Origin of the sequence: Micromonospora humida, assembly GCF_016901255.1 — a bacterium.
In the GTDB taxonomy this organism is placed as follows: domain Bacteria; phylum Actinomycetota; class Actinomycetes; order Mycobacteriales; family Micromonosporaceae; genus Micromonospora; species Micromonospora wenchangensis.
In genome coordinates, this window is record NZ_JAFEUC010000007.1 from 89,363 (window position 1) to 107,741 (window position 18,379).

At 71.8% G+C, this 18,379-nt stretch carries 22 protein-coding genes; 17 read left to right on the plus strand and 5 right to left on the minus strand.

Going from position 1 to position 18,379, the window contains the following annotated elements; translation table 11 throughout:
* Positions 1-4 precede the first annotated feature (4 nt).
* From JQX11_RS15790 to ccsB, 5 genes are read left to right on the plus strand one after another with little or no spacing between them, the layout of a single operon-like run.
* Positions 5-652: a histidine phosphatase family protein gene (locus tag JQX11_RS15790; RefSeq protein WP_088642050.1), complete on the plus strand. Its 648-nt coding sequence runs from the start codon at positions 5-7 to the stop codon at positions 650-652.
* A 1-nt stretch (position 653) separates the two neighbouring features.
* Positions 654-1,229, plus strand: a complete 576-nt coding sequence (locus JQX11_RS15795; protein ID WP_204925719.1) for a TlpA family protein disulfide reductase — start codon at positions 654-656, stop codon at positions 1,227-1,229.
* On the plus strand, positions 1,229-2,089 hold the full coding sequence (locus JQX11_RS15800; RefSeq protein ID WP_204925720.1) for a cytochrome c biogenesis CcdA family protein: 861 nt from the start codon (positions 1,229-1,231) through the stop codon (positions 2,087-2,089). Before JQX11_RS15795 ends, JQX11_RS15800 begins: the two co-directional genes overlap by 1 nt.
* Entirely contained in the window at positions 2,089-3,705 is a 1,617-nt protein-coding gene (gene resB / locus JQX11_RS15805; RefSeq protein WP_204925721.1) for a cytochrome c biogenesis protein ResB, read from the plus strand. The genes JQX11_RS15800 and resB overlap by 1 nt, the downstream gene beginning before the upstream one ends.
* A complete protein-coding gene (ccsB, locus tag JQX11_RS15810) occupies positions 3,705-4,706 on the plus strand; it encodes a c-type cytochrome biogenesis protein CcsB (protein WP_204925722.1) in 1,002 nt (333 codons plus the stop codon). Before resB ends, ccsB begins: the two co-directional genes overlap by 1 nt.
* Here the strand turns inward: ccsB and JQX11_RS15815 are convergent.
* Positions 4,672-4,893, minus strand: a complete 222-nt coding sequence (locus JQX11_RS15815; RefSeq protein ID WP_204925723.1) for a hypothetical protein — start codon at positions 4,891-4,893, stop codon at positions 4,672-4,674. The genes ccsB and JQX11_RS15815 overlap by 35 nt on opposite strands.
* Positions 4,894-4,999: 106 nt before the next feature.
* Here JQX11_RS15815 and JQX11_RS15820 point away from each other — a divergent pair, with 106 nt between their 5' ends.
* The 3 genes from JQX11_RS15820 to JQX11_RS15830 all read left to right on the plus strand — a co-directional run bounded on the left by JQX11_RS15820 (position 5,000) and on the right by JQX11_RS15830 (position 7,647).
* Positions 5,000-6,481, plus strand: coding sequence for an ATP-binding protein (locus JQX11_RS15820; RefSeq protein WP_204925724.1), 1,482 nt, complete (start codon positions 5,000-5,002; stop codon positions 6,479-6,481).
* 180 nt (positions 6,482-6,661) lie between these two features.
* Positions 6,662-7,468 carry a helix-turn-helix domain-containing protein gene (locus tag JQX11_RS15825; protein ID WP_204925725.1) on the plus strand — a complete coding sequence of 269 codons (807 nt, stop codon included), beginning with the start codon at positions 6,662-6,664 and terminating at the stop codon, positions 7,466-7,468.
* The gene (locus JQX11_RS15830) at positions 7,459-7,647 is read left to right on the plus strand and encodes a DUF397 domain-containing protein (RefSeq protein WP_088642057.1); all 189 of its coding nucleotides are present in this window, start codon (positions 7,459-7,461) and stop codon (positions 7,645-7,647) included. Before JQX11_RS15825 ends, JQX11_RS15830 begins: the two co-directional genes overlap by 10 nt.
* 110 nt (positions 7,648-7,757) lie before the next feature.
* On the opposite strand, the gene JQX11_RS15835 is transcribed toward JQX11_RS15830, so the two are convergent.
* On the minus strand, positions 7,758-8,234 hold the full coding sequence (locus tag JQX11_RS15835; protein WP_204925726.1) for a MarR family winged helix-turn-helix transcriptional regulator: 477 nt from the start codon (positions 8,232-8,234) through the stop codon (positions 7,758-7,760).
* 35 nt (positions 8,235-8,269) lie between these two features.
* Between JQX11_RS15835 and JQX11_RS33095 the strand changes: the two genes are divergently transcribed.
* Genes JQX11_RS33095 through JQX11_RS15850 form a run of 3 tightly spaced genes read left to right on the plus strand, consistent with a single transcriptional unit; the run spans position 8,270 to position 9,542 of the window.
* Positions 8,270-8,860 carry a carboxymuconolactone decarboxylase family protein gene (locus JQX11_RS33095; protein ID WP_269756882.1) on the plus strand — a complete coding sequence of 197 codons (591 nt, stop codon included), beginning with the start codon at positions 8,270-8,272 and terminating at the stop codon, positions 8,858-8,860.
* A gap of 47 nt (positions 8,861-8,907) precedes the next feature.
* Positions 8,908-9,189, plus strand: coding sequence for a hypothetical protein (locus JQX11_RS15845; protein WP_204925727.1), 282 nt, complete (start codon positions 8,908-8,910; stop codon positions 9,187-9,189).
* Positions 9,186-9,542 carry a ribbon-helix-helix protein, CopG family gene (locus JQX11_RS15850; protein ID WP_204925728.1) on the plus strand — a complete coding sequence of 119 codons (357 nt, stop codon included), beginning with the start codon at positions 9,186-9,188 and terminating at the stop codon, positions 9,540-9,542. The genes JQX11_RS15845 and JQX11_RS15850 overlap by 4 nt, the downstream gene beginning before the upstream one ends.
* 71 nt (positions 9,543-9,613) lie before the next feature.
* On the opposite strand, the gene JQX11_RS15855 is transcribed toward JQX11_RS15850, so the two are convergent.
* On the minus strand, positions 9,614-10,486 hold the full coding sequence (locus JQX11_RS15855) for an alpha/beta fold hydrolase (RefSeq protein ID WP_204925729.1): 873 nt from the start codon (positions 10,484-10,486) through the stop codon (positions 9,614-9,616).
* A gap of 177 nt (positions 10,487-10,663) precedes the next feature.
* Between JQX11_RS15855 and JQX11_RS15860 the strand changes: the two genes are divergently transcribed.
* Complete coding sequence (locus JQX11_RS15860; protein WP_204925730.1) at positions 10,664-12,124, plus strand: menaquinone biosynthesis decarboxylase; 1,461 nt, start codon at positions 10,664-10,666, stop codon at positions 12,122-12,124.
* Complete coding sequence (mqnP, locus tag JQX11_RS15865; protein WP_204925731.1) at positions 12,124-13,035, plus strand: menaquinone biosynthesis prenyltransferase MqnP; 912 nt, start codon at positions 12,124-12,126, stop codon at positions 13,033-13,035. Before JQX11_RS15860 ends, mqnP begins: the two co-directional genes overlap by 1 nt.
* 266 nt (positions 13,036-13,301) lie before the next feature.
* Here mqnP and JQX11_RS15870 read toward each other — a convergent pair whose 3' ends face one another.
* A complete protein-coding gene (locus JQX11_RS15870; RefSeq protein WP_204925732.1) occupies positions 13,302-14,267 on the minus strand; it encodes a terpene synthase family protein in 966 nt (321 codons plus the stop codon).
* 203 nt (positions 14,268-14,470) lie between these two features.
* Here JQX11_RS15870 and JQX11_RS15875 point away from each other — a divergent pair, with 203 nt between their 5' ends.
* A complete protein-coding gene (locus JQX11_RS15875; RefSeq protein WP_204925733.1) occupies positions 14,471-15,097 on the plus strand; it encodes a UbiX family flavin prenyltransferase in 627 nt (208 codons plus the stop codon).
* 237 nt (positions 15,098-15,334) lie between these two features.
* Here the strand turns inward: JQX11_RS15875 and JQX11_RS15880 are convergent, their stop codons facing one another.
* Positions 15,335-15,601: a BldC family transcriptional regulator gene (locus JQX11_RS15880; protein ID WP_204925734.1), complete on the minus strand. Its 267-nt coding sequence runs from the start codon at positions 15,599-15,601 to the stop codon at positions 15,335-15,337.
* Between the two features lie 268 nt (positions 15,602-15,869).
* Between JQX11_RS15880 and JQX11_RS15885 the strand changes: the two genes are divergently transcribed.
* The 3 genes from JQX11_RS15885 (at position 15,870) to cds1 (ending at position 18,341) form a co-directional block, all read left to right on the plus strand.
* Positions 15,870-16,328 carry an Lrp/AsnC family transcriptional regulator gene (locus tag JQX11_RS15885; protein WP_204925735.1) on the plus strand — a complete coding sequence of 153 codons (459 nt, stop codon included), beginning with the start codon at positions 15,870-15,872 and terminating at the stop codon, positions 16,326-16,328.
* Positions 16,329-16,408: 80 nt separating this feature from the next.
* Positions 16,409-17,227: an SDR family NAD(P)-dependent oxidoreductase gene (locus tag JQX11_RS15890; protein ID WP_204925736.1), complete on the plus strand. Its 819-nt coding sequence runs from the start codon at positions 16,409-16,411 to the stop codon at positions 17,225-17,227.
* Between the two features lie 22 nt (positions 17,228-17,249).
* Positions 17,250-18,341 (plus strand): L-cysteine desulfhydrase Cds1, encoded by a 1,092-nt coding sequence (gene cds1 / locus JQX11_RS15895; protein ID WP_204925737.1) that lies wholly within the window; start codon positions 17,250-17,252, stop codon positions 18,339-18,341.
* Positions 18,342-18,379 lie beyond the last annotated feature (38 nt).

Consider the following 18,379-nt stretch of genomic DNA (forward strand, 5'->3'; position numbering starts at 1 on the left):
ACCAATGAGCAAGACCGTCGTCCACGTGCTGCGGCACGGCGAGGTGCACAACCCGGACCAGATCCTCTACGGCCGGCTGCCCGGCTTCCGGCTGTCGGAGCTGGGCGTGCAGATGGCCAAGGCCGCCGCCCAGGCGGTCGCCGAGCGGGAGATCGTGCACGTGGTGGCCAGCCCGCTGGAACGCGCCCAGCAGACCGCCGAGCCGATCGCCGGCCAGTTCGGGCTCCCGGTCGGGGTGGACGAGCGGCTGATCGAGAGCGCCAACTGGTTCGAGGGCAAGAAGGTCTCGCCCGGCGACGGCTCGTTCCGCGACCCGCGCAACTGGTGGGTGCTGCGTGACCCGGTGACCCCGAGCTGGGGCGAGGCCTACCGGGCCATCGCCGAGCGGATGTTCGCCGGGCTGCACGCCGCCCGGGTGGCCGCCGAGGGACGCGAGGCGGTCATCGTCTCCCACCAGCTCCCCATCTGGACGCTGCGCCGCTACGTCGAACGCAAGCGGCTCTGGCACGACCCGCGCCGGCGGCAGTGCGGACTGGCCAGCCTCACCTCCTTCCACTTCGACGGGGCGAAGGTGGTAGGCATCGGCTACTCCGAACCGGCCGCCCACCTGATCGCCATGTCCGCGACAGCCCGGACGGCCAAGGGGGCCTGAGATGCGTTCCCGGAGGCCGCTGGCCGTCCTGCTCGCCGCCGTCACCGCCGGGGCGGCGCTGGTCGGCTGCTCCTCCGGCACCGAGGAGAGCCGCTGCGCCAACAACGGCGGCATCGTCGAGTGCGCCACCGACCAACGCTCCGCCGCCCCGACGATCGCCGGTGACCTGCTCACCGGCGGCCGGTACGACACCTCCCAGGCCCGGGGCCAGGTGGTGGTGGTCAACTTCTGGGGTTCCTGGTGCGCGCCCTGCCGCGCCGAGGCCGACGACCTGGAGGCCACCTACCAGGCCACCAGGGCATCCGGGGTGACCTTCCTCGGCATCAACGTGCAGGACAGCCGGGACAAGGCGATCGCCTTCGAGGAGGGCCGGGTCACCTACCCGAGCCTGTTCGACCCGGCCAGCCGGCTGGCGCTGGCCCTGGACATCCCGCCGAACACGATCCCGGCCACCGTCGTGCTCGACCGGCAGGGCCGGATCGCCACCGTGATCCGGGCCGCCGTCACCACCGACGGGCTGCGGCCGATCGTCGAGCGGATCGCCGCCGAAGAGCCGGCGTCGACCGGTTCCCGCTGATGGGCGAGACGTTCCGCGAACTCGCCCAGTCCGGCCCGTTGCTGCTGGCCATCGGCGCGGCGGCGCTCGCCGGGCTGGTCAGCTTCCTGTCCCCGTGCGTGCTGCCGCTGATGCCCGGCTACCTGTCGTACGTGACCGGCCTGGCCGGCACCGACCTGGAGGGCCGCGCCCGGCCGACCACCCCGGCCGGCGGCGGACCCGACCCGGACGACGGCGGGTCGGCACCGGCGGACGGCCCGGTGGCGACGGCGACCCGGACGGCGGCCCGGCCGGTGAGGGCGGTCAAGGGGCGGGTGCTGGCCGGGACGCTGCTGTTCATCGCCGGCTTCACCGTCGTGTTCACCGCCACCGCGATCCTCTTCGCCGGGTTCGGCCGGATCTTCTTCGACTACGAGCGCACCTTCCAGGTCGTCATCGGCGCGCTGATCGTCCTGCTCGGCCTGAGCTACCTGGGGGTGCTCCCGGGGATGCAGCGGGAGCTGCGCATCCGGCGGCTGCCCGCCGCCGGCCTGCTCGGTGCGCCGGTGCTCGGCGCGGTGTTCGCGCTGAGCTGGATGCCGTGCACCGGCCCGACGCTGGGCGCGGTGCTCGGGATGGCCGCCACCGGCGGGCAGACCGACCGGGCCGTGGTGCTGGCGGTGGCGTACTGCCTGGGGTTGGGGTTGCCGTTCGTGGTCTTCGGGTTGGGCTTCCACCGGCTGCTCGGGGTGTTCCGCGCGGTCCGGCGCAACAGCCGGTGGGTGACCCGGATCGGCGGGGTGCTGCTGATCCTGATCGGGCTGGCGCTGGTCACCGGCGGCTGGCAGAACTTCGTGATCTGGTTGCAGACGACAGTGGGCCCCGGCGAGGTGAGCATCTGATGACGACCGTCGAGGACCGTCCGGCCAGCCCACCCGCCGAGGCCCCCCGCCGCCGGCCGAACCCGCTGCTGGCCCTGCTGCGCAACTCGTGGCGGCAGCTCACCAGCATGCGTACCGCGTTGATCCTGCTGTTCCTGCTCGCGGTCGCGGCGATTCCCGGGTCGGTGCTGCCGCAGCGCGGGGTCAACCCGGAGAACGTCGACAGGTACTTCGTCGAGCACCCCGAGCTGGCCCCGCAGCTCGACCGGATCGGCGCGTTCGAGGTGTTCGGCTCGGTCTGGTTCTCCGCCATCTACCTGCTGCTGTTCACCTCGCTGGTGGGCTGCATCCTGCCCCGGATGCGCGACCACGTGCGCGCGTTGCGGGCCCGGCCGCCGGCCGCGCCCAAGCGGATGGACCGGCTGCCGCAGCACACCGTGCTGGAGTCGCCGGGGGCCGCCGACCCGCAGGCCATCGCCGCGGTGCTGCGTCGCCGCCGGTGGCGGGTGCAGGTGCGCGGCAACGAGGTCTCCGCCGAGAAGGGCTACCTCAAGGAGACCGGCAACCTGCTGTTCCACACCTCACTGGTCGCCGTGCTGATCGGCGTCGCGCTCGGCTCGTGGTACGGCTGGCACGGCAACCGCCTGCTGGTCGCCGACGAGGCCTTCTGCAACACCCGCCAGCAGTACGCCGAGGCGAAGCTCGGCCCGCGCGTCGACAGCGCCGACCTGCCGCCGTTCTGCCTGACCCTGGACAACTTCGACGCCCGGTTCCTGGCGTCCGGGCAGCCGGAGAGCTACCGCGCGACGGTGACCGTGGACCGCCCGGACGGCTCGGACCGGCGGACCGCCGACTTCTCGGTCAACTCGCCGCTGCGGCTCGGCTCGGCGAACGTCTACCTGCTGGGCCACGGCTACGCCCCGATCCTGAAATACACCGACCGGTACGGCCGCAGCCAGACCAGCACGGTGCCGTTCCTGACCAGTGGCGACGCCAACCTCACCAGCGAGGGGGTGGCCGCCTTCCCCGACGCCAACGTCGACCCGAAGACCGGCCGCCGGGACGCGAACCAGCAGGTCGCCTTCGAGGGGCTGTACCTACCGACCGCCCCGGACACCGCGCCGTTCGTCTCGTCGCGGTTCCCCGAGGAGCGCAACCCGGCCGTGGTGCTGGCCGCCTACCGGGGCAACCTGGGGTTGGACGCCGGCATCCCCGGCTCGGTCTACCAGCTCGACCAGCGGCAGGTGACCAACGGCAAGCTCAAGCAGGTCGGTGACAAGAAGCTCGCCCCGGGTGAGACGTGGACCCTGGACGACGGCAGCAAGCTGGAGTTCCTCGGCACCAAGCGGTACGTCACCCTGTCCGTCCGGCACGACCCGGGCGAGAAGCTGATGCTGGGCGCCTGCGTGGTGCTGCTGGTCGGGCTGATGGGTTCGCTGTTCGGCCGCCGTCGGCGGGTCTGGTTCCGGGTGACGCCCCCCGACAGTGGATCTCCGACGGGCGGTAGTAGTTTGGTGTCGGCCGGTGGGCTGCCGCGCACCGAGCATCCAGGGTTCGCCGAGGAGTTCGCGTCTCTCGTCGCTGCGGTTCGCGACGACGGGCGGCCCGACCGGCGGGCGCGAGAGGGAGTCGAGTGATGTCCGCAGTCTCCGACCAGTTGGTGACGTTCGCGATCCTGGTGTACCTGGTCGCGATGATCAGCCACGCCGTCGAGTACGCGCTGGGCAACGTCCGCGCGGTGTCGGCCCGGGTCGCCCCGGCCCGGGAGCTGGTCGGCGCGGGTGTCGGCGGCGCGGGTGTCACCAAGGTCGACGGTCCGGTGCCGGACGACACCGTCACCGGTACGCCGCCGTCGACCCGGCCGAGCCGTTCGGCGGGACGGGCCCGGCTCGCCGGGCGGATCGCCGCCGCGCTGACCGTGCTCGCCGCCGCGCTGCACCTCGGCGCGCTGGTCACCCGGGGGATCGCGGCCGACCGGATGCCCTGGGGCAACATGTACGAGTTCGTGCTGACGGTCACTTGGATCGGGACCGCCGCCTGGCTCGTGGTGCTCTGGAAGCGGCCGTCACTGCGCCGGCTCGGGCTGTTCCTCACCCTGGTCATGGTGCTGCTGCTGGCGTTCGCCGAGCTGAAGCTCTATGTCCCGGTGGTGCCGCTGATGCCGGCGCTCCAGTCGTACTGGTTCATCATCCACGTGTCGACGATCGTCTTCTCCTCCGGCATCTTCCTGCTGGGCGTGGTGCCGGCGGTGTCGTTCCTGCTGCGCAACGGCTACGAGCAGGGGCGGCGCAGCTTCCCGTACACGTTGGCCCGGCGGCTGCCCGGGGCGGCCGACCTGGAGCGGTTGACCTTCGCGCTGCACGCCTTCTCGTTCCCGATCTTCACGTTCGCGGTGATCGCGGGCGCGATCTGGGCCGAGGCGGCCTGGGGTCGGGCGTGGGGTTGGGATCCGAAGGAGACCTGGGCGTTCATCTCCTGGGTGGTCTACGCCGGTTACCTGCACGCCCGCGCCACGCCCAGCGTCCGGCGCAACGTGGCGACCTGGATCGCGGTGCTGGGCTTCCTGACGGTGCTGATGAACCTGTTCGGGGTGAACTTCTTCTTCACCGGCCTGCACTCGTACGCCGGGGTGGAGTGAGCCGGCCGGTGAGCACCCGGTCGACACCCAGGGTCACCTGGTAGGCGACCTCGGGCACGTCGGCCAGTTCGAGGTGCTCGGCCCGCAGGGCGAGCTGGGCGTGCAGCTCCCGGGCCACCGCGTCGCGGATCTCCCGCTGTAGCGGGGAGAGGCCGTCCGGATCGCCCACCGTGTACGCGTCGTCCATGCGCCCATCCTCCGCCGGAGAAGCGGGCTGTGTCGACGCCCCCCCGTCTGCAAAATGTATAACTACACTTCTAAGAAGTGTAGTTATAAGAAGTGCGGAGGCCGTGATGCGTGAGCTTGCCAAGCCTGCCGGGATCTTCGACCGGGACATCGAGTGGACGGAGCTTGCCCGCTTCGCGGCGGACGAGCGCCCCGGCGCGACGCTCGGCGTGGTGAGCGGACGCCGCCGTCAGGGCAAGACGTTGCTCCTCTACGAACTCGCCCGAAGCAGCGGCGGCTTCTACTTCGGTGCCACGGAGGCGACGTCGACCGAGTCGCTCCGGCGGCTCGGGGAGGCGCTCGGCGCGTTCGTGGGTGCCCCCGGCCCGGTGCAGCTTCCGGACTGGGCGGCGGCGGTGGACGCGCTGCTCGCCCTCGGCCGGGACCGCCCGGTGCCGGTGGTGATCGACGAGTTTCCCTACCTGGTGCGGGCGGCACGGGATCTGCCGTCGATCATCCAACACGCACTGACTCCGGGGCGGCCGGAGCGCAGCGAATCCCGCGCCCGCCTGTTGCTGTGTGGCTCGGCCCTGTCGTTCATGGGTGGCCTGCTCGCCGGGTCGGCACCGCTGCGCGGCCGGGCCGGGCTGGAGCTGCCGGTCCGGCCCCTGGACTACCGGGCGGCGGCAGCCTTCTGGGGGCTCGACGATCCGCTGCTGGCGGTGCGGGTCTTCGCCATCGTCGGTGGTACTCCCGCCTACCGGCGCGAATACGTGCAGGATGACGCGCCCTCCGGTCCGGCGGACTTCGACCCGTGGGTGGTCCGTGCGGTGCTGAATCCGGCGCGACCTCTGTTCCGGGAGGCGCGGTATCTGCTCGCGGAGGACCCCGACCTGCGGGACGCGGCGTTGTACCACTCCGTGCTCGCCGCCGTGGCGGAGGGGAATGCCAGCCGGGGCGGGATCGCGGGCTACATCGGACGCAAGGCCACCGACCTGCAACACCCACTCACCGTCCTTGAGGACGCCGGCCTGTTGCTCCGGGAGCCGGATCTGTTGCGCACCGGCCGCAGCAACTACCGGATCACCGAGCCGTTGATCTCCTTCTACCAGGCGGTGATGCGGCCGGCATGGACCGCCCTGGAGCAACGGCGTGGACTGGAGGTCTGGCGACGGTCGCAACGCCGGTACGCGAGCGCCGTCCTGGGCCCGAGGTTCGAGGAGATCGTCCGGCAGTGGGCGGTGGGGTTCGCCGATCCGGAAGTGCTGGGTGGGCCGGTGGCCGAGGTCGGTACGGCCACCCTCACCGACGCGGCGAGCCGGACCAGTCACGAACTCGACCTGGTGGCGCTCGGCGAGCCGCCGATGGGGGACGGTCCGCGTCCGTTGCTGGCGATCGGTGAAGTGAAGTGGGGGCGTCGACTGGGTCTTCCCGACCTGGAACGACTGGCACGCCTACGCGACATTCTCCGGGGGCGGCCCGGGGTGGAAGCGACCGACGTACGCCTGCTCCTCGCCAGCGCCGAGGGCTTCACCGACGAACTCGTCCGGGTCGCCGCCGGCCGACCGGACGTCGTGCTTGTCGATCCCGAGGTGCTCTACGGGCGCTGACGAATCAGGACGGTGCAGGTCCCGACGTCACATCCGGGTGCGGCGCTGGAGCGGGGTCGGGAAATGCTGGCGGGACTGTGGAGCGGCGGGGTCTGACAGGGAGCTTCCTGATGACTACTCTGCGACACGTGATCGCGTCCGCTGCCGGGTGGACGGTCGCCGTCCCGATAGGAGTGCCGGATGAGCGAGCAGGTGTCGACGGCGGAGCTGATCCGGGCCCAGTTGCGCCGGTCGCGGGCGACCGCCGGCCTGACCCAGGAGGAGTTCGGCCGCCGGGTGCACTACTCCCCGTCGACGGTGTCGGCGGTGGAGCTGGGGCAGGTCGTGCCGAACCACGCCTACCTGAAGCGCGCCGACGACGTGTTCGACAGCGGCGGCCTCTTCGTCGCCCTGCGGGAGTTGGGGCGGCGCGACGGCGAGCCGGTGTGGTTCCGCCCGTGGCTGGAGGCCGAGCGGACGGCGACCCAGCTACGCTGCTTCGGCGCGACCATGGTGCCGGGCCTGTTGCAGACCGCCGACTACGCGCGGGCAGGCTTCCGACTCGATCTCAGCTACACCGCGGAGCGGATCGAGGAGTTGGTGGCAGCCCGACTCGTCCGGCAGGAGATCCTCGACCGGGAGCAAGCGCCGCAGCTCACCGCCGTGATCGAGGAGACCGCGCTCCGCCGGTTCGCCGAGGGCTGCGCCGAGGTGATGGCCGGTCAGCTCCGGCACCTGATCGAGTGCGCCCGCCGGCCACACGTCAACGTGCACGTCCTGCCGGCTACGGTCGGATTGCATGCGGGCCTTTTCGGGCCGTTCATCCTCGGCTGCTCGGCCGAGGGCGACTGGGTGGGCTTTCTCGACACGCAGACCGGTGGCACGGTAGTGGACGACATCGACGGGGTGGCGACCCTGCTGGGAAGATGGGAAACTCTGCGCAGTGAGGCGCTGCCCCGACAGCAGTCGATCGACCTGCTTGAGGAGATCGTGAGGCCATGGATCTGACCGACGCCCGGTGGCGCAAGGCCACCCGCAGCGGCAACGACTCCGGCGCCTGCGTCGAGGTCGCCGACAACCTGCCCGGTCGGGTGCACGTCCGGGACTCCAAGGACCGCGACGGTGGGGTGCTGACCTTCGCCCCGGCCGCCTGGCGGGCCTTCGTCGCGCAGACCCGCCGCCACTGACCGTCCGCCGACCGGCGGGCACTCCCGTCGCACAGGCCGGGCCACCGGTGACTCCGGGCGCGTTCCTGACGTCCGCGTCGGTCGCCGGGCAGGTGTGCCCGGAGGGCGTTTCAGCTGCCGAACCAGCCGGGGACGTCGAGTCGGAAGGAATCCGGCGGGGTGACCGCCCGCAGGTCGTCCTCCAGGGCGGCCACCCGCTCCGCGCCGAGCCGGCCCACCCACTGCTCCCGTAGCGCGTCGAAGACCGTCGCCGAGCGGCGCAGCCCGTCGACGCCTTTTTCGGTCATCCGGATCAGCTTGCGGCGGGCGTCGGCCGGGTCGTCGGCGCGTTCCAGGTAGCCGAGGGTTACCAGCCGGTCGACGGTCTTGCCGGCGGCCTGCTTCGAGACGCCGAGGCGGTGGCCCAGGTCGGACGCCGTGGTGCCGGCGACGCCGACGGCTTGGAGCACGAAGCCGTGTGCCGGTCGCAGCTCGGGGTGCCCCTGTCGGGCCAACTCGGCGTGCAGCTCGTCAACGAGGCTGCGGAACCCGGCGAGCAGCAGCAGCGGCAGCACGAAACCGGGGCGCTCAGGGTTACCAGTCGACATGTTCGACAACCTGGTTTACTGTTTCGACAACCACGTTGACTATCGTACGTGAGGGGTACACCGCCATGTCCCGACCCGGCTTCACCACGCACACCCTCGACACCGCGCCCGACGCCGCCCGGCCGACCATGGCCGGCGTGCAGCGGAAACTCGGCCACCTGCCCGGCGCGGTCGGGCTGATGGCCGAATCCCCCGAACTACTCAAGGGGTTCCTGACCGCCTCCGCGACCTTCGAGACCACCGACCTCGCACCCGTCGAACGGGAGGTGGTGGTGCTGACCGTCGCCACCCGCAACCGGTGCCACCTCTGCGTGGCGATGCACACCGCCACCCTGCACCGGCTGGGTGCCGCTGCTGATCTGATCGCCGCACTGCGCGACGGCACCGAGCTGCCCGAACCCCGGCTGGCGGCGCTGCGCCGGTTCACCCTCGCCGTCCTCGACCACGCCGGTGACGTGCCGGACGACGAGCTGACCGCCTTCCTCGACGCCGGCTACCGGGCCCGGCACGCCCTGGACGTGGTGCTCGGGGTCGGGACGTACACCATCTCGACCCTGGCCAACCGCCTCACCCGGGCCCCGCTCGACCCGCCCCTCGCCGCGTACGCCTGGGAGCCGGTGGCCTGACCGCGGTGATCCTGAGCGGGTGTATTACGACGTGTTACGCTTGAGGGGTGTCGGATCGCGAGTATGTCTGGACCGACGAAGGTCTGGACAACGCCAGCCGCAACGGTGTCGGCGTGGACGAGACGACCCAGGCGCTGTACGCCCCGTCGGGCCTCCGCCACGAGCGTGCTCTCGGGGATCTGCTGCTCATCATCATGGGGATGGCCGACAGCGGTCGAGTGATCGCCGCGCTGTGTGACCGCATCGGTGGGACGAGCACTTACAAGATCATCGGAGCGCGGGCCCTGCGCGGCGCGGACCTCGACGAATGGAGGAGGCGGGTTCTATGACCGAGCCGGACTTTGAGCGGATGACCAAAGACGAGGTCGTGGCATGGTTCCAGCACACCGACAGCCTGGCGCCGGTCATCAGGTCCATGACAGCGACGCCAGCCTCCGGCACCGCACCTGAGACACCGATGGCGCTGGTCAGCACCCGGCTGCCGGTGGCGCTGGTGAAGCAGCTTGACCGCCTCGCCGAGCAGACCGCAGTCCGTCGCTCCGACATCATCCGCGACGCTCTGACCAGGTACGTCACCACCCGCACCGAGCCGGTGAGCCACGCAGAAGCCGAACACGCCCTCGACGTGCTGCGCCGTGTCGTCACCGCCCGCACCGCCGAAGGCCGGGCGGACGCGGCGTAATCCTTCGACGAACGCCTTCGCCCCACCGCCGACATCTCCGGGTCGACCTGATCTCGCCAGACCGAGGGCTGTCAGCCGTGCAGGAAGGGGAGTAGGAGGGCGGTCAGCTCGGCGGGACGCTCCTCGAACAGCCAGTGGCCGCTGTCGGTGACCACCCGGCCGTCGACCGTGCGGGCGTAGCGGCGTACCTGCTCGGCGACCTGGCCGCCGAGGCTGGCCGCCGCGCCGACGGCCAGCACCGGCATCGGCAACGGGCTCTTCCGGTACGCGGTGTTGTCCTTGACGTCCTGGGCGAAGGCCCGGAAATAGTCGAAGCTGGCCCGCAGGTGGGCCGGGTCGCTCAGGTGCCGGGCGTACTCCTCGATGTCGTCCGCACCGATGCTGCCCTTGTTCACCATGATCGAGTCGGTGAAGCGGTCCACCCAGCGTGCCTCCCGGCCGGCGACCAACTCCTCCGGCAGGCCGTTGGTGAGGCTGAAGAAGCCGAAGTTCCACACCGCCGGCCCGGCCTCGGTCAACGCGGGAAACGTGTAGATGCTCTCGTCCGGGATCGGTGCCTCGGTCAGCACCAGCCGGGACACCGTGTCGGGGTGCGCGGCGGCATAGGCGTACGCGACCATGGTGCCCACGTCGTGGCCGACCAGCCGGATGTCGTCGGCCAGGCCCAGCCCGGTCAGCAGCCCGTGCAGGTCGGCGGCGACGGTCTTCTTGTCGTACCCGTCGGGTGGGGCGTCGCTGCCGCCGAAACCGCGCAGGTCGGGGGCGACCACCTGGTACGTCGCGGCCAACTCCGGCAGCAGCGCCCGCCACATCCGCCAGCACTGCGGATAGCCGTGCAGCAGCACCAGGGTGGGCCCCCGACCGCCCCGGACATAGTTGATCGACACGTCACCGACCTGCGCCCGCTGCTCGGTGAACCCCGCCGGAACCCGTCCGTCGCCCATCCCGCCCCCGTCCCGACGTCGCGGCCCGACCGGCCGTCACCCGTGCAACGACCAGCCGCCGGCCGGAGAGACGCACCCGCCGGCGCGGTGAGGCGTACCGGTCCGGGTGGGGAGGCGCACACCGCTGGGGCGTACCCGGCGTGGGCGCTGCCGGCCGGGGTGCGGGAGACTGGCCGTATGGCGGCTCGTGGCTTCCCGTACACCGATCTCAAGGACTTCCTCGCGGCGCTGGAGCGCGCGGGCGAGCTGCGGCGGGTGACCGTCCCGGTGGACCCCACGCTGGAGATCAGCGAGGTGGTCACCCGGACGGTCCGGGCCGGCGGGCCGGCGCTGCTGTTCGAACGGCCCACCCGGGGCGAGATGCCGGTGGCGATCAACCTGTTCGGCACCGAGAAGCGGATGGCGATGGCGCTCGGCGTCGGATCGCTCGACGAGATCGGCGACCGGATCGGCGCGTTGATCAAGCCGGAGCTGCCGGTCGGCTGGTCCGGCATCCGTGAGGGCCTGGGCAAGGTCATGCAGCTCAAGTCGGTGCCGCCGCGCAAGGTGAAGACCGCCCCCTGCCAGGAGGTGGTCTACTCGGGCGACGACGTCGACCTCGACCGGCTGCCCGGCCTCCAGGTCTGGCCCGACGACGGCGGGATCTTCCACAACTACGGGCTGACCCATACCAAGCACCCCGAGACCGGCAAGCGCAACCTCGGTCTCTACCGCCTCCAGCAGCACTCCCGCAACACGCTCGGCATGCACTGGCAGATCCACAAGGACTCCACCGCCCACCACGCGGTCGCCGAGCGGCTCGGGCAGCGGCTGCCGGTCGCCATCGCCATCGGCTGCGACCCGGTGGTCAGCTACGCCGCCTCCGCGCCGCTCCCCGGTGACATCGACGAATACCTGTTCGCCGGGTTCCTGCGCGGCGAACGGGTCGAGATGGTCGACTGCCTGACCGTGCCGTTGCAGGTGCCCGCGCACGCGCAGATCGTGCTGGAGGGCTACCTGGAGCCCGGCGAGCGGCTGCCCGAGGGACCGTTCGGCGACCACACCGGTTTCTACACCCCGGTCGAGCCGTTCCCGGTGCTGCACGTCGAGACGATGACCATGCAGCGCAACCCGGTCTACCACTCGATCGTCACGTCCAAGCCGCCGCAGGAGGACCACGGCCTCGGCAAGGCCACCGAGCGGATCTTCCAACCGCTGCTCAAGCTGCTGATCCCGGACATCGTCGACTACGACCTGCCGGCCGCCGGGGTGTTCCACAACTGCGCGATCGTGTCGATCAACAAGCGCTACCCCAAGCACGCGCAGAAGGTGATGAACGCGATCTGGGGCGCGCACCTGATGTCGCTGACCAAGCTGATCGTGATCGTCGACTCCGACTGCGACGTGCACGACTACAACGAGGTCGCCTTCCGGGCCTTCGGCAACGTCGACTACGCCCGCGACCTGCTGCTCACCGAGGGCCCCGTGGACCACCTCGACCACGCCTCCTACCAGCAGTTCTGGGGCGGCAAGGTCGGCGTCGACGCCACCCGCAAGCTGCCCGCCGAGGGCTACACCCGGGGCTGGCCGGAGGAGATGACCATGTCGCCGGAGGTCACCTCCCTGGTCGACAAGCGCTGGAAGGAGTACGGCATCTGATGGCCACCGCCGTCGCCCCGGCCGCCCGCCCCGGCCGGGTCAAGTCCTTCCTCAAGCTCGTCGCGATCGAGCACTCCGTCTTCGCGCTGCCGTTCGCGTACCTGTCGGCGCTGACCGCGATGCAGGTCAACGGCGGTCGGGTGCGCTGGGGAGACCTGCTGCTGATCACCGTGGCGATGGTCGGGGCACGGACGTTCGCCATGGCCGCCAACCGCATCCTCGACCGGCGGATCGACGCGCGTAACCCGCGTACCGCCGGGCGGGAACTGGTCACCGGGGCGGTGAGCGTGCGGACGGCCTGGACCGGCGCGGCCGTCGCCCTGGTGGTCTTCCTCGCCGCCGCCGCCCTGCTCAACCCGCTCTGCCTGGTGCTCGCCCCGCTCGCCGTCATCCCGCTGGTCGTCTACCCCTACGGCAAGCGGTTCACCGACTGGCCGCACGCCATCCTGGCGATCGCCCAGGCCGTCGGCCCGGTCGGCGCCTGGCTCGCCGTCACCGGCACCTTCGCCGGCTCCGGGCCGGCCTGGCTGCTCGGCGCGGCCGTCGGCCTGTGGATCGGCGGCTTCGACCTGATCTACGCCTGCCAGGACGACGAGGTCGACCGCCGGATCGGGGTACGCAGCGTCCCCGCCCGCTACGGCCGGCGCTTCGCCCTGCACGCCTCCACCGTGGCGCACGTGGTGACGTTCGCGCTGTTCATCTGGTTCGGTGCGCTGGTCGGCTTCGGCTGGCCGTGGTGGATCGGGCTGGCGCTCACCGCGGTCGCCTTCGGCTACCAGCACGTGGTGGTCACCCCGACCGACCTGAGCCGGGTCAACCGGGCCTTCTTCACCGCCAACGGTTTCGTCGGCATCGCCCTGTTCGTCTTCGCCCTGCTCGACCTGGTGATCCGCCTCGACCTCGGCGCCTGACTCCGCTCCTGGCTCATCTCGGTTCCCGCGCGCCCTGCCCCCGCGCCCGGTTCTTGCCCTGCGCCCCGCACTGTCCTGCACCCCGCGGCCGGCCCTTGTCCTGCTCTGCGCCCCGCTCCACCCCTGCCCCGCCGGCTGCCCTCGGTGATCAAGAGGTTTGCGTCAGGTGATCAAGAGGTTCGCGTCAAGTTTGATCTTCAAGTTGACGCGAACCTCTTGATCACCAGGGCGGGGCGGGCGGGGAGGGCGGGGCGGGGCGTCGGGTGTCAGGGGTGGGGGTGGACGGGGTAGCGGGCGCTTTCCAGGGTCCAGTCGATGGTGCCCCGGACGGCGTTCGCGATGCCGTCGAGGTGGGCGGCGACGGAGTCGTCAAGCGCCGGGCCGAACGACGGGACGGCTGCACACTGCATCTGGAACCGGGTCATCGTGTCCCGCCAGCGGTCGGCGACCAGCTCGGCGGCCCGCTCCACCGGCACGTCCCGCTCGTCGGCGAGCGCCAACACCAGGTTGTGCCCGCCCGAGGTGGTCCGGTCCCGTTCCATCGAGGCGAGGTCGTTGTACCAGGAGAGCAGGTCGTTGCCGAGTTCACCGATCCGGCGCAGCAGCGGATGATGGTAGACCGCGTCCGGCAGCGCCCTGCCCCCGACGAACTCGATCAGCGGATACGACACGTACGCCGCCGAGGTGGCCCGGCGCAACGCCACGTACTCGGCCACGCCGGGTGTCCGGCCGCTCTCCTTCGCCACCGCCTCCCGCCAGTTGCCGTCCAGGTGGTCACCGACCGCGTCGACGAACCGCAGCCGCCAGCGGGCCGGCATCCGGCGGCGGGGCATCCGCCACGCCTCGACCAGCAGCCGGCGCAGCGGACCCCCGAATCCCGGGTGCCGCCGTCGGGGGCCGTCGTGCAGCAGGGTCAGCGTCCCGCGACGCAGCGCCCGGATCTGCTCCGACGGCAGCCGGTCCGGCCCGTCGCAGGCGTCGTCGACCAGGAAGAACCAGGTGAACAGGGCCGACACGGTACGCAGGTCCGGCTCGCTGGCGTCGGGGTAGAGGCGGCCCGCGTACCGGGCGAAGCCGGCCCGGTCGAGCCGGTGCAACGCCTCGGCACCCAACGGCAGACCCAGCCGGGGCAGCAGCTCCAGCAGCCACTCCTGCACCCCGTCGGCGTACGGGGAGAGCCGGGGTGGGATCGGGCACGCCGACCGTAACGACCAGAGGATCTCGTCGACCATTACCGATGTCTCCCCCGTACCGTGTGGATCATCCGTGCGCAGCATCGCAGGTCCAGCGTCGACGTGCCGTCCGGGCCTGCTGCGGGAGGCCCGGACCACCGGTACGGCGACGGTGGGTCGACCGGCCGGTCCCGCACCGTGCCGACGGGGGCGATTGTGGGGGTGGGCGTCGGTGGTCGGCGTACACCAGGCAGGCTGGGCGTATGCGCGAACCATGGGTGGTGGGGGTTTCCGGGGCGTCCGGCACCCCCTACGCGGCGGCCGTCGTCCGGGGCCTGCTCGACGCCGGGCATCCGGTGGACCTGATCGTGTCCCGGGCCGCCCGGCTGACCGTCCTCGACGAGACCGGCCGGCCGTTCCGGGACGGCCACTGGGCCGAGGACCTCGCCGGCTGGCTGGGCCGGGACCTCACCGGCGACGACGTGCGGCACTGGCCGGCCGGCGACATCGCCGCCGGCCCGAGCAGCGGCTCCTACCGGGTACGCGGCATGGCGGTCGTGCCGGCCAGCACGGCGGCCTGCGCCGGCATCGCCATCGGCCTGTCGAAGGACCTGCTGCAACGCGCCGCCGAGGTCAACCTCAAGGAACGACGCCCGGTGGTGCTGGTGCCCCGGGAGACCCCGGTGACCCGCAGCCACCTGGAACACCTGATCGCGCTGCACGACGCCGGCGCGGTGGTGCTGCCGGCCAGTCCCGGCTTCTACGGCGCGGGCGCGTCCGCCACCGCGCAGCAACTTGTCGACTTCGTCGCCGGCAAGGTGCTGGACGCCCTGGGCGTGCCGCACACCCTGTTCCGCCGCTGGTCGGGCGAGTTGGCCGCCGAGCGCTGACCACCACGGCCACCGCCGTCGATCCGGACGTGTGTGCCCGACCGCCGTCGCCAATCGGGGCGGGTACCCGGCCAGGCCACAACAGTCAGCAAGCCACAGCGGTCAACCGGGCCACAACGGTCAGCCGGGCCGCAACGATCAGCCGGGCCGCAACGATCGGTACCGGCGGGTCCGCCGCCCGTTCAGTCGGCGGCGGGCCGGACCTTTCGGCCGGCCCGCGCGTCCGTCTCGCACCATTCAGTACATCCCGGCATTGGCCGGACCCGGCCCGGTCGAGGCGGCCGGGCCCACGTTACGTGGCTTGCCTATGTCTTCCGCCTCGTCCAACATGCCCTCCCCTTCCAGCAGGGCCCGCACCTCGGATTCCCGAAACCGGCGATGCCCGCCTGGAGTCCGGATGCTGCCTATCCGGCCGGCCGCCGCCCACCGCGTCACAGTCTTCGGGTCCACCCGAAACAGTGCGGCGACCTCACCCGGTGTCAGCAGGCGATCTCCAGTGTCCACAGCCCCCTCCTCGCGTCGACGAAGCCCTCGGCTGAACACACTGCCCCCGGCCGGTGCGAGCCCAGAGCCGTCATGAGGGACGTATGGCAATTACAGCACCAGCGAACTGGCCTGTCCGCCAAACGCGAAAAACGCACGGAGTGGGAAGTTAGTAAATGGTACCGGCGCGGGACTCCCTTGACCGTCGGTCTGCGAACTGTCACCTGCTGTCAGATCCAACGGATGCCGGTCGCCGGACGTTACGCCCCAACGGATAGGCTCACCCTCCGTGGACGCGATCGACCGGAGCCTCGTCGAACTACTGCGCGGTAACGCCCGCCTGTCGTACGCCGAGCTGGCCCGGCAGGTCGGCCTCTCCGCGCCGGCCGTGCACGAACGGGTCGGCAAGCTGGAGTCCAGCGGCGTCATCCGGGCCTACCGGGCCGAGGTCGAGCCGGAGGCGATCGGCCTCGGCGTCACCGCGCTCATCGGCATCGTCGAGGACTCCGGCGGGGACACCGACGACGTGCTGGAGACGTTCCGACAGATGCCCGAGATCGAGTCCTGCTACTTCATGGCCGGCGTCGAATCCTTCCTGCTCAAGGCTCGGGTCGGCACCATCGCCGAGCTGGAACAGCTGATCGTGCGGCTGAGCCGTACCCCCGGGGTGGCCTCCACCCGCACCGGCATCGCGCTGTCGACCAAGTGGGAGAACCGGCCCCAGCCGATCGAGCCGCCGGCCCCCTGACCGGCCGACCGGGGCTGGTGCGACCGGGGCTGGTGCGACCGGGGCTGGTGCGGGCGGGGCGACGGCGATACCTTGCGCCGATGACGCCCACCACCGCCGTGGTGACCGGGGCGGCGGGTGGGCTCGGCCGGGCCGTCGCCGCCGCGTTGCACGCCGACGGCTGGACCGTACTTTTGACCGACCTGGATCCCGACGCGGTCGCGCTCGCCGCCGCGCCGCTCGGCGGATGGTCCCGGGTGCTGGACGTCCGCGACCCGGCCGCCTGCGCCGCCGTGGCCGCCGAGGCGGCCGGTCGGGGCGGGCTCGGGCTGTGGGTGAACAACGCCGGCATCCTGGTCACCGGAGCGTCCTGGACGCAGGACCCGGCCACCCGACGGCAGGTGGTCGAGGTCAACGCGCTCGGCGCGATGACCGGCACCCTCGCCGCCCTCGACGTGATGCGCGCCCAGCGGCACGGGCACGTGCTCAACGTGGTCTCCCTGGCCGGGCTGGTCGCCGCCCCGGGTGAAACCGTCTACGCGGCCAGCAAGCACGCGCTGCTCGCGTTCAGCATCGGCACCCTCGCCGACCTGCGGACGGCCGGGCTGCGTGACGTACACGTCTCCTGTCTCTGCCCGGACGGCATCTGGACGCCGATGCTGCACGACCGGCTGGACGACGACGGCGCGGTGGCCTCCTTCACCGGCACCCTGCTGCGCCCGGAACGGGTCGCGGCCCGGGTCGTCCGGCTCGCCCGCCGCCCCCGGCCGGTGGTCAGCCTGCCCCGCTGGCGGGGTGCCCAGGTACGCCTGCTGGACGCCTACCCCCGGCTGGCGCTGGCGCTGCTCCCGGTGATCCGGGCGGCGGGCCGGGCCGGTCAGCGCCGGCAACGACGCCGGGCCGGCCCGAACCCGAGCTGACCTCGCTTGTACCGTTGCCGACGTGACTCATCTCGACCGGTGCGACGAGGCCAGCCGGGTGTGGGTGACCGAGGCGATCGCCGCCGTGGAGGCCGACGCCAACCGGTCCGCCGACACCCACCTGCTGCCGTTCCCGCTGCCCCGGCAGTGGGGGATCGACCTCTACCTCAAGGACGAGTCGGTGCACCCCACCGGCTCGCTCAAGCACCGGCTGGCCCGCTCACTGTTCCTCTACGGGCTCTGCAACGGCTGGATCGGGCCGGCGACCACGGTGATCGAGGCGTCCTCCGGCTCGACGGCGGTCTCCGAGGCGTACTTCGCCCGGATGCTCGGGCTGCCGTTCGTCGCCGTGATGCCAGCCTCCACCTCACCCGAGAAGATCGCCCAGATCGAGTTCCACGGCGGGCGCTGCCACCTGGTCGACGACCCGGCCAAGGTGGTGGTCGAGGCGCGCTGGCTCGCCGAGGACAGCGGTGGGCACTTCATGGACCAGTTCACCTACGCCGAACGGGCCACCGACTGGCGGGGCAACAACAACATCGCCGAGTCGATCTACGCGCAGCTCTCCCTGGAACGGCACCCCGTGCCCGCCTGGATCGTGGTCGGCGCCGGCACCGGCGGCACCAGCGCCACCATCGGCCGGTATGCCCGCTACCAGCGGCTGCCCACCAAACTCTGCGTGGTCGACCCGGAGAACTCGGCGTTCTACCCGGCGTGGCAGGCCGCCGACTGGTCGGTACGCACCGGCCGGGGCTCCCGGATCGAGGGGATCGGCCGACCCACCGTCGAGGCGTCCTTCCTCCCCTCGGTGGTCGACCGGATGACCCAGGTGCCCGACGCCGCCTCGCTGGCCGCCATGCGGGCCGGCTCGGCGGTGCTCGGCCGGCGGGTCGGCGGCTCCACCGGCACCAACCTGTGGGGGGCGTTCGGGCTGATCGCCGAACTGCTCGCGCAGGGGCGGCCCGGCTCGGTGGTGACGCTGATCTGCGACGCCGGGGACCGGTACGCCGACACCTACTACGACGACGCCTGGGTGGCCGCGCAGGGCCTCGACCTCGCCCCGCACCTGGCCACCATCGACCGGTTCCTCAGCACCGGGAGCTGGCCCGGCTGACCCCCGGCGGGAACCGGGGAGCCGGCCGGGCCGACACC